Genomic DNA, 6,629 nt, shown 5'->3' on the forward strand with positions numbered 1-6,629 from the left:
CGGTGGTCGCCTCCTCATCGCAGCGGCGCCCACCGCACCGGCGAGCAGCGCGGCGAGCCTGCTGCCGGCCGGGCGTCCGCCCGAGGGATCGGTCAGCAGGGAGCTGAGCGTCCCGGTGAAGTACGTCGTCGGCGCTCCGGCGGGGCCGGCGGCGAACATGGCGGCGGTCTGGAGGCCCATCGCCACGGACAGTACGGCGATCAACGCGGCGCGCCCGTCGCCGTCCGGGTGGCCTCCGACGGCCGCCCATGCCACCCCTACCGCGGCGAGGAGCGCGACTTCGACCGCGAGACAGCCGAACACTCCCCGGCTCCAGTCGGCGCCCGATACGTCGTCCGCTGTGGACCCGTCCCGTCCTGCGCCGGGTCGGGTACGGCAGAAGCGGCCCGCGACGAGCACGGCAACCCCGAATCCGGTGAGCGCGACCAGCGGATACACGGCGTCGCCCGGTGAGCCACTGCCGAGTCCGATGGCCAGCAGGATCAGATTGCCGGTCATCACCCCGGCGAAGACATGGCCGAGGGCGATGAAGGCCAGCGCGTCGACGGCTCCCGCAGCGGCCGCCAGCAGGGGCAGCACAGCCACAGCGGACAGCCTGGCGGCGCGTGTCTTCAGCAAGATCGACCTCCGGAACCATGCTCGCCGCATTCACCGCCCCGCACAACGGCACCGGCGGAACCGGACGGTGCGGTGAGGGGTCCACGTGACCGGGGCGCTCCCTCCAGGTTCACCCGTTCGGCGTAATGGGTGGCTCTCTTCACGAACCCGGCATCAGGGCGCGCCCGCCGCCCTGTCCGGGCTTTCCGGCAGTCGGCGCCGCCCATTCGTGTTGCCGGGAGGCGGGAAGGAGCACCCGATGGAAGAACGCGTGCAATCCGCGGGCGGTGGCCGTCCGAGCCTCTGCCGGACCACGTAAAAGGGAGTGATCACAGATGGCAGCCGACTTCCGCAGCCCCGATGAGCTGACCGGCTTGATGGTCTACGACATCACCGGGGACAAGATCGGCGGCGTCGAGCAGGTCTACCTCGACGACCAGAGTGGCCGCCCCGAGTGGGCGACCGTGAAGACCGGCCTGTTCGGCACCAAGGAAACCTTCATCCCGCTCGAAGGTGCCCGGCGTGAGGAGAACGCCCTGCACATCCCCCACGCCAAGGAGCTCGTCAAGGACGCCCCGCGGCTCGACGCCGAACAGCACCTTGATCTCGCCCAGGAGCAGGAGCTGTACCAGCACTACGGCCTCACCCACCCGGGACAGTCCGCCGGGGCCCCTGAGGCGGCGGGCGCGGCGGGAGCCGCGGGCGCTGCTGGGGCCGCGAACAAGAAGGCAGCGGGCCCGATGCACGGTGAGGCCGCGGACACCGCGGGCACCCGGCGCACGACAACCGGCCAGGCCGGTACGGGCAGCCGTGACGCACAGGGCGGCATGTACGGCGGGGCCAATGCCCCCGCTGACACCGCCGCAGGCGCCAGGGGCGTCCCCGCGGGCGTGGGTTCGCGTGCGTCGATGGCCGAGAACGAGGAGCTGATTCGCTCCGAGGAGCAGCTGCGGGTCGGCACCGAGGAGCATGTCTCGGGCCGTGCACGGCTGCGCAAGGTGGTGGTCACCGAGAACGTGACGACCACGGTCCCGGTCAGTCACGAAGAGGTCCACGTCGTACGGGAGCCCATCAAGGAGGGCGACCGCACCAGCGCGGGCCGCGCCCGGATCGGCGAAGCGGAGTCGGAGGTGATCCTGCACGCCGAGGAGCCCGTGGTCAGCAAGGAGGCCGTGGCCGTCGAGCGGGTACGGATGGAGACCGAGAAGGTCACCGAGCAGAAGGAAGTCTCCGCCGAGGTCCGCAAGGAGCAGATCCAGTACGACGACGGTCACGCCGCGAAGGAGCGTGGGGACACGGAGGGCACCGGGCACTGAAGCCGCGGGCCCGGCGCGTCCCGGACGCGGCTGGGGCGCGGCCGGCCCGGCCCGGCAGAGGGCGGTGTGTCTCCCCCCGTGGAGACACACCGCCCTCTGCCGCCTGCCGCCTGCCGCCTGCCGCCTGCCGTCTTCTGCCGCCTGCCGTCCTCCGTCGACTGCCGTCCTCTGCTGAACTGCCGGGGCCTCGGGTGCTCGGCACGAACACCTACGCTGGGACGGGCCGGCCGGAGCGAAGACCGGCCCCGACGGCCCGAAGACACCGTCCCACCGGACGGATGACCAGGGAGCCCTTCCGCACATGGTCCGTACCGAGCCCGCCCGCAGCCGTCCGGATGTCCGCGCCCATGGCTGAGTTCCGCGTCGAGCGCTGCAGCGCGCTGCCACCGGAGGAAGCCTGGCGCCGGCTCACCCGGTGGGAGCTGCACGCCGCCCTTGTCCCGCTGACCCGCATCAGCGTGGTGACCCCGGGGCCGAACAGGGTGGGGACCGTGTTCGTCGCGCACACCGGAGTCGGCCCCGCGGGGTTCGACGATCCGATGGAAGTCGTCCGCTGGGATCCGCCGCTGCCGGGGCGTCCGGGCTTCTGCGATCTGGAGAAACGCGGCCGGGTGGTGCTGGGCCGGGCCGGGATCGAGGTGCGGCCTGAGGGCCGCGGCTGCCGCGTCGTGTGGCGCGAGGAGCTACGGGTCGCGAGGCTCCCCGGGGCTTTCGACGGCCTCACCGCGTGGTCCGGGCGGCTGCTCTTCGGCCGTGCGGTGGCCGGACTGCTCCGGGACTGACCCGGCTGACCGGCTGACCGGCTGACCGGCTGACCGGCTGACCGGCTGACTGTTCACGGTCCCGGACACCACGCGTGCCCTGCGCGGCCTGATCGCCGGCGCAGGGCACGGTGGAACCGGTGCCGTCCCGCAGCGCCGGACGGCGCGACAGGACCGTGGTGGTGTCAGGAGCCCGCGTCCACGAGTTCCGCGAACCGGGCGTCCTCGGTACGTCCTTGCGGCAGCCCCGACGGCTCCGCGACGACGAGACTGCGGGCCGCTGTCGAGACGGCCGGGAGGGGATTACGGGGTGCGAGCGGGCTGCCGGTGGCGGCCTGGGCGCGGATCGTGAACCAGACGACCTTGCCGCCCTCGGTGGCGTGCGTGCCCCAGCTGTCGCTGAGGCTGGAGACCATCGGCAGACCGCGTCCGTGGGTGACCAGCGGGCTGGCACAGCGCAGCTGCGGCAGCCGCGGGCTGGCGTCCAGTACGGCCGCGGTCAGATGGCGACCGGTCCAGCGCAGTTCCAGGGTGCAGCGTTTGTCCTCGCCGGCGTGCCGATGGACATTGGTCAGCAGTTCGCACACGCCCAGACTGACCGGCTGGATCAGCTCTTCGAGCCTCCAGTGGCGAAGATGCGCTGCGACGATACGCCGGACCTGCGGCACCCTGTCGGGTGTTGCTTCCAGATCCAGTACGTATTCGCGGGGTGTTTCAGTGATCACGACTGCGTCTCCTCATCAGGGTGGGCGGCGGTGCACCGGCCTCACCTCGTCTGACATGACAGCCCCGAGGACACCGAAAGTAATCGGATGGACACACTATGACTTCCACCAGAGTCACCCCATCCGGGTGAATCCGCAACGCGCAGCAGCGACACCGCACTGACCTGGACTTCTTTATCGTCGCCCGCACGCGCTCGCCCGGCGAGGTGAGAACGGCGGTCGTGGCACACGGCAGGGCGGGTGGTCGCAGCGCTGCGACCACCCGCCCTGGTTCAACGGCGCCTCGCAAGCGCCGCTGGAGCACCGGCCCCGGAAGTACCGGATGCGCGCCTCAGGAGAACGTCAGCTCCGGCTTGTAGAGGTCCAGCCAGAGAGCGAGGTCGAGCGTGCGCTCCAGGCCGCGCCGGGACGCCTGGGTGATCTGCGGGACGTCCCGCTGGGCCGCGCGGCGCACCCGGTCCGCGTCGACCAGGTCGAAGACCGGGTGGGAGGGCTTGGTCAGCAGGTCCTTGGCGTGCTCCTGGAGGGCAATGGCGTACTTGGGGTCCTGGGTGGAGGGGTACGGGCTCTTCACCCGGTCGTAGACCGACTTCGGCAGCACATCGGCCGTCGCCTCCCGCAGCAGGCTCTTCTCCCTGCCGTCGAAGGACTTCAGCGACCAGGGTGTGTTGTACACGTACTCGACCAGCCGGTGGTCGCAGAACGGCACCCGGACCTCAAGTCCGACCGCCATGCTCGCCCGGTCCTTCCGGTCGAGCAGCACCCGCACGAACCGGGTGAGGTGCAGGTAGCAGATCTTGCGCATCCGGTACTCGAAGTCGCTCTCGCCGCTGAGCCGTTGGATGCCCGCGACGGCCCCCTGGTAGCTGTCCCGGATGTAACCGGGCAGGTCCAGCTTGGCGCTCAGGTCCGAGCGCAGTACGTCGGAGTCGTCCCCGAAGTGCTCCGAGAAGCGCACCAGCCACGGGAACATCTCGGCGTTCCTGGCCCCCTCGTCGAAGAACTGGAGGTATCCGCCGAAGACTTCGTCGGCCGACTCCCCCGACAGCGCGACCGTCGACTGCTCCCGGATGGCCTTGAAGAGCAGGAACAGGGAGGCGTCCATGTCGCCGAAGCCCATGGGCATGTCACGGGCAGTGATCATCCTGGCGCGCACGTCGGGGTCGGCCAGTGCGTGCGAGTCGAGGACGATGTCGCGGTGATCGGTACCGGAGGCTCGGGCTACATCGTGGACGAACGGGGTGTCGGGCGTACCGCGCAGTTCATCGGCGACGAAGTTCTCGGCCTGTCCCACGAAATCGACGGCGAAGCTGCGGACCGTCTCGCCGGTCTCGGCGAGCTGGCGGGCGGCTATCGCGGTCATCGCGGAGGAGTCGAGGCCTCCGGAGAGGAGCGTGCAGCGCGGCACGTCGGAGACGAGCTGCCTGCGGACGATGTCGTCCAGGAGCGTACGCACCTTGGCGATCGAGGTTTCCTGGTCGTCGGTGTGCGGCTTGGTCTCCAGCGACCAGTACACATGCCGGCGCAGCCCACCGTGGTCGACGGTCACGACGGTGCCCGGCTCCACCTCGTGCATGCCGTCCCAGAACCCGTGGCCGGGGGTCTTGACGAAGGCGAACAGCTCGCGCAGCCCGTCGAGAGTGACCTTCGCCCTGGCCAGCGGGTTCGCGAGTATCGCCTTGGGCTCGGACCCGAACAGCACACCGTCCGCGGTCGGGTAGTAGTAGAAGGGCTTGATGCCCATCCGGTCACGGATCATCACGAGCTTCTGGTGGCGGCTGTCCCAGACGGCGAAGGCGTACATGCCGTTGAGCCGCTCGGCCACTCCTTCGCCCCACTCCAGATAGCCGTGCAGCACGACCTCCGTGTCGGATTCGGTGACGAAGCGGTGCCCGCGGCCGGTCAGTTCACGGCGGAGCTCGGTGAAGTTGTACGCCTCGCCCGAGTAGACGATGGCCACGTCGCCCTGGTCGGTTGCGACGGTCATCGGCTGGCGTCCGCCGGGGAGGTCGATGATGGCCAGCCGCCGGTGCCCGAGACCCGCGGGACCGTTGATCCAGGTGCCGCGGTCGTCCGGGCCCCGGCAGGCCATCGTCTCGGTCATTGCATCCAATGTCTCGGACTCGGCCCGCAGATCACGGTCGAAAGAGACCCAGCCGGTGATCCCACACATGTGATTCCTCCTGCTTCCGACCGCGACCGGAGCCTCTCGCCCCCGCGTTGATCAGCGGATATACGGGCGAACCGGCTGCCGGACCGGATCAGTTGTAATCAGCACCTATGTGACGAGCGTGAGTCACGCGGCTGCATGCAGTCAACGCACGGTTAACACGACGGGCCTCGCCTACCCAGGCTTTTCAGCCGTCCCGGGCTCCGGGCGCCGGGGCTCCCCGCGACAAGAACCCCTGCCATGCACGCCTCGTCACCCCGCACCCGACCAGCAGAACGACTAGATCAAGCCACAGGCAAAGACTTCATCAATCCCGGTGACTGGTTTGTTACCTCACTGATCAGGGCGCCGACGATCCGGTCGGCGCCCTGAGGCGGAATGTCCATATACCCGTTTGTACCGGGGTTGTTCGGACGGAGCGGGACACGCCCGTCCCGGGCCTGGCTTGGGCCTGGGCCTGGGCCTGGGCCTGGGCCTGGGCCTGGCTTACGTGGCCGCCGTCGGCGGTTCGCTACGCCTGCTGTGTCGCGCCGGGGATGCGGATCTCCAGCTGCTCCAGGCGTTGTTGCAGCAACTGGAGTGCCCCGCGCTGGCGTCCGGGCACCCGGCGGCGCAGCCCGACCAGATCCGGGGCGAGCGTACGGACCCGTGCCGGGTCGGGTATCTGGCCCCACTCGTGGTGCGCCCGGTCCACCGCGGCCTCGACCTCGGCGTCGTCCTCGGGCTGGCCGCTCTGCAGGCGCGCGCCCGCTGCCATCAGCCACAGTTCGCAGCTGCGTCCCGCGTCCCCGGCGAGGTGGGCCAGGTCGGCCCGCACTTCGAGCCAGTGCAGGGCCTGTGCCGAACCAGGCCCGTACGAGCGCATCGCCTCGCTCTCCCAGGCGGCGGCAGCGGCGGCCGCCTCGGTATGACGCCCGGCACGCGCCGCAGAGAGAATGGCGGGGTGCGGATCATGGGCCGGCGGGTCCGGCGCGGGGACCCGGACCGCGGCTGTGGAGGAGGCGGGAACGGGGGCAGAGCCGGGGGCGGATGGCGGCGGCGCACCGGGGGCGGGTGCGGG

At 70.6% G+C, this 6,629-nt stretch carries 5 protein-coding genes and 1 pseudogene; 2 read left to right on the plus strand and 4 right to left on the minus strand.

The features are described from left to right. A partial coding sequence (locus tag G3I19_RS33140; protein ID WP_164267417.1) for a YoaK family protein occupies positions 1 to 585 on the minus strand: 585 nt, incomplete at its 3' end. A 347-nt stretch (positions 586 to 932) separates the two neighbouring features. Between G3I19_RS33140 and G3I19_RS33145 the strand changes: the two genes are divergently transcribed. Together G3I19_RS33145 and G3I19_RS33150 are read left to right on the plus strand one after the other, a co-directional pair. Next, on the plus strand, positions 933 to 1,913 hold the full coding sequence (locus G3I19_RS33145) for a PRC and DUF2382 domain-containing protein (protein WP_164267418.1): 981 nt from the start codon (positions 933 to 935) through the stop codon (positions 1,911 to 1,913). Positions 1,914 to 2,260: 347 nt separating this feature from the next. Beyond that, the gene (locus G3I19_RS33150; protein WP_164267419.1) at positions 2,261 to 2,695 is read left to right on the plus strand and encodes an SRPBCC family protein; all 435 of its coding nucleotides are present in this window, start codon (positions 2,261 to 2,263) and stop codon (positions 2,693 to 2,695) included. Positions 2,696 to 2,859: 164 nt separating this feature from the next. Here the strand turns inward: G3I19_RS33150 and G3I19_RS33155 are convergent, their stop codons facing one another. From G3I19_RS33155 to G3I19_RS33165, 3 genes and pseudogenes are all read right to left on the minus strand, one after another. Continuing rightward, positions 2,860 to 3,399 (minus strand): ATP-binding protein, encoded by a 540-nt coding sequence (locus tag G3I19_RS33155; RefSeq protein WP_343235284.1) that lies wholly within the window; start codon positions 3,397 to 3,399, stop codon positions 2,860 to 2,862. Between the two features lie 331 nt (positions 3,400 to 3,730). Further along, the gene (gene asnB, locus G3I19_RS33160) at positions 3,731 to 5,572 is read right to left on the minus strand and encodes an asparagine synthase (glutamine-hydrolyzing) (RefSeq protein ID WP_164267420.1); all 1,842 of its coding nucleotides are present in this window, start codon (positions 5,570 to 5,572) and stop codon (positions 3,731 to 3,733) included. A 508-nt stretch (positions 5,573 to 6,080) separates the two neighbouring features. Continuing rightward, positions 6,081 to 6,629 (minus strand): annotated as a pseudogene (locus G3I19_RS33165) (hypothetical protein); the annotation flags it as partial.

The organism is Streptomyces sp. SID10853 (genome assembly GCF_010548145.1).
Lineage (GTDB): Bacteria > Actinomycetota > Actinomycetes > Streptomycetales > Streptomycetaceae > Streptomyces.

What these genes read in the sequence shown, in the direction of transcription:
- G3I19_RS33145 (WP_164267418.1), top strand. Translation starts at nt 933, where the DNA reads ATGGCAGCCGACTTCCGCAGCCCCGATGAGCTGACCGGCTTGATGGTC.
- G3I19_RS33150 (WP_164267419.1), top strand. Translation starts at nt 2,261, where the DNA reads ATGGCTGAGTTCCGCGTCGAGCGCTGCAGCGCGCTGCCACCGGAGGAA.
- asnB (WP_164267420.1), bottom strand. Translation starts at nt 5,572, where the DNA reads ATGTGTGGGATCACCGGCTGGGTCTCTTTCGACCGTGATCTGCGGGCC.